The following is a 2,513-nucleotide window of genomic DNA, read 5'->3' as shown; positions in this document are numbered from 1 at the left end:
ACAGTGAACACCGCTGGGTGCGGGCTTTTCGGGACGCCCTGCTGCCGTTCGGGGCAGGAGTGATGCTGGCGGGGGCGTGGGTATTGGCACAGACCAGCGTGCAAAACGTGGCGGGGGCAGGACTGGCGGCGCTGGCCTTTGCCCTGCTCTGGAAAACGAAAATCAATGCCGCCCTGGTGGTGTTGGGTGCGGCGGCGGTGGGGGCGTTGCTGGGGCTGTAGCTGCCTCAGTCAAACGAAGAACCGACGAAATAGGGAGAGTCAGGTTGTCCGGCCATGCGGCAGCCAAGCGGATTTATCCTGCGGCTATGTTTCTGTCCGGAGCCTCCTCTTGATTCCCCGCGTGCTGCTCGGCAGCGCCCCCATTCCCGGCGGAACAGGCGAACTGCAACTGTTTCGGAGAGGGCAGGATTTCGCCATTGCCGTGAGCACCATGCCCGGCGAACTGATGAACAGCCGCATGCACGCCTCCGAGGACGCGCTGGCGGCGCTGGGGTGTGCGGGATTGGCGGCGCGGCATGGAGCGCGGGTGCTGGTCGGCGGGCTGGGCATGGGCTTCACGCTCGCCGAAGCCCTGCGGCACCTGGGGCCGGATGCCCGCGTGGTGGTCGCGGAACTGGTGCCGCAGGTCGTGGAATGGAACCGCGCCGACTTGGGCGAGTGCGCGGGCTGGCCGCTGCGTGACCCCCGCGTGCAGGTCGAGGTCGCTGATGTGGGTGCGGTGATGGGCGAGAGCGGCCCCTTCGACGCCATTTTGCTCGACGTGGACAATGGGCCGGAAGGGTTGACCCGCGATGACAACGGGCGGCTCTACAGCCCCGCCGGACTGCGCCGCGCCTGGGAAGCCTTGCGGCCCGGCGGTGTGCTGGCGGTCTGGTCGGCGCACCCGGCCCCGGCCTTTACCCGCAAACTGGAAAAAGCGGGCTTTGCCGTGCGGGTCGAGCAGGTGCGCGAACGCGTCGGCAAGGGCGCGGTGCATACCGTCTGGCTGGGCCAAAAGGGGTAACCCTCGCCGTCAGAAGCCCTTGAAAAACTGCACCGTCGCCGCGTGCAGCATCTCCACCTGTTCCAGCGAGTCGTAGGTGTGGCCCGCGCCGGGAATGGCGGTGGCGTCGCAGCCGAGGGCCTGCGCGTAGGCCACGCCCCAGGCGGGCGGGCAGGTCTGGTCGGCGTCCCCGTGAAAGACGTGCGCCACGCCACCCCAGCGGGCGGCAGCGTCCAGCGGGCGGGTTCTGACCACTTCCTGCAAAAAGTCGCGGCCCAGCGGCCAGCCGTTCATGTCGGTGACCACAGGCGGTACAAACCCACCGCGCAGGTGCCGCAGCCACAATTCAGGCAGAGCGGGCGACCACAGCGCCAGACGGTGCGGCCTGACCCGCCCAAGCGCCAGACAACTCACCAGCGCCCCCATGCTGAAGCCGAGCAGCATCAGCCGTTCGGGGTCTATATTCGGTTGCCCACGCAGGTAGTCGCAGGCGGCTTCCACGTCCTCCACCTCGCGGCTGACCGTCATTTCGGCAAAGTCGCCCTGGCTTTCGCCGCTGCCCCGGCAGTCGAAGCGCAGCGCCGCCACACCCGCCGCCGCCAGCCGCCGCGCGAGCAGCACGAAGTTGCGGTGCCCTTCCACCTTGTTGCCTGTAAAGCCATGCACCATCACCACACTGGGCCAGCCCTGAGCAGGCGCGGGGCCGTCCGGGACGTGCAGCATGCCGTACATTCGCTGACCGCCGACGCTGAACTGGGCAAACATTTCCATACCCGCAGTTTAGGACGCGCCCTTTCATCATGCGCCCCGCTGCAAATGCCCGTCAAGGACTGGTTTTTTGCGCCAATGGGCGTAAGTTGGAGGCATGTTACAGGACGTTTGGCTGGCGATAGACGAGCGCCGTTATGAGCAGGCCGAGTCGCTGCTCCGGTCCGATGCCGAAGTCTTTCCCACGCGGGCGGGGCAGATGGCGCTGGGCTACATCTACGCCCACACCGCCCGCTGCGACGAGGCCCGTCAGGTGTTCGCCAACCTGCGCGAGCAGCACCGGGGCGACGAATGGGAGCACATTGCGGTGCATCAGCAGGGGCGGGTCGAGCGGCTGGCGGGGCGCTGCGAGGATGCGCTGAAGTTCTTTACTGAGGAGCGCGACCTGATTGCCGACACGGCAGACGCCCACAAACTCGCCGTGAACGCGCTGGAAGCCGCCCAGTGCCACCTGAAGCTGGGGCAGTACGCCGAGGCCCGCGACTTCCTGACCCAAAGTGCCGAAACAGCCAAGACCAACGACGACCCCGAAACCCTGGCCCGTGCTGAACGCGTTCTGGGCGAACTCAGCGTGCGCGAAGGCCACCCCGCCGCCGCACGGGTGCATTTTGAGCGGGCCGTGGTCGCGTTTGAACAGGCCGAGGATGAATTTGGGGTGCGCGAAACGCAGGCGATGTTGGAAGGGGTTTAGCCCGTAGCATTGTCCTGGGCATTCGTCCCCTTGCCCCACGCTCCCCCACGCGGTCTACTGGGGCCATGAA

The 2,513-nt window shown here is 67.1% G+C and carries 3 protein-coding genes and 1 pseudogene; 3 read left to right on the top strand and 1 reads right to left on the bottom strand.

Going from position 1 to position 2,513, the window contains the following annotated elements; all coding sequences use genetic code 11:
• A pseudogene (locus Q4C89_RS14770) lies at window positions 1-221 on the top strand (chromate transporter); the annotation flags it as partial.
• A 109-nt stretch (window positions 222-330) separates the two neighbouring features.
• Window positions 331-1,005 (top strand): spermidine synthase, encoded by a 675-nt coding sequence (locus Q4C89_RS14765; protein ID WP_303103382.1) that lies wholly within the window; start codon window positions 331-333, stop codon window positions 1,003-1,005.
• A gap of 9 nt (window positions 1,006-1,014) precedes the next feature.
• On the opposite strand, the gene Q4C89_RS14760 is transcribed toward Q4C89_RS14765, so the two are convergent.
• Entirely contained in the window at window positions 1,015-1,755 is a 741-nt protein-coding gene (locus tag Q4C89_RS14760; protein WP_303103381.1) for an alpha/beta hydrolase, read from the bottom strand.
• Between the two features lie 94 nt (window positions 1,756-1,849).
• Here Q4C89_RS14760 and Q4C89_RS14755 point away from each other — a divergent pair, with 94 nt between their 5' ends.
• Window positions 1,850-2,443 carry a lipopolysaccharide assembly protein LapB gene (locus tag Q4C89_RS14755; protein WP_303103380.1) on the top strand — a complete coding sequence of 198 codons (594 nt, stop codon included), beginning with the start codon at window positions 1,850-1,852 and terminating at the stop codon, window positions 2,441-2,443.
• Window positions 2,444-2,513: the final 70 nt, after the last annotated feature.

Origin of the sequence: Deinococcus sp., assembly GCF_030523985.1 — a bacterium.
GTDB lineage: Bacteria > Deinococcota > Deinococci > Deinococcales > Deinococcaceae > Deinococcus.
This window is presented reverse-complemented; position numbering and strand designations above follow the sequence as displayed.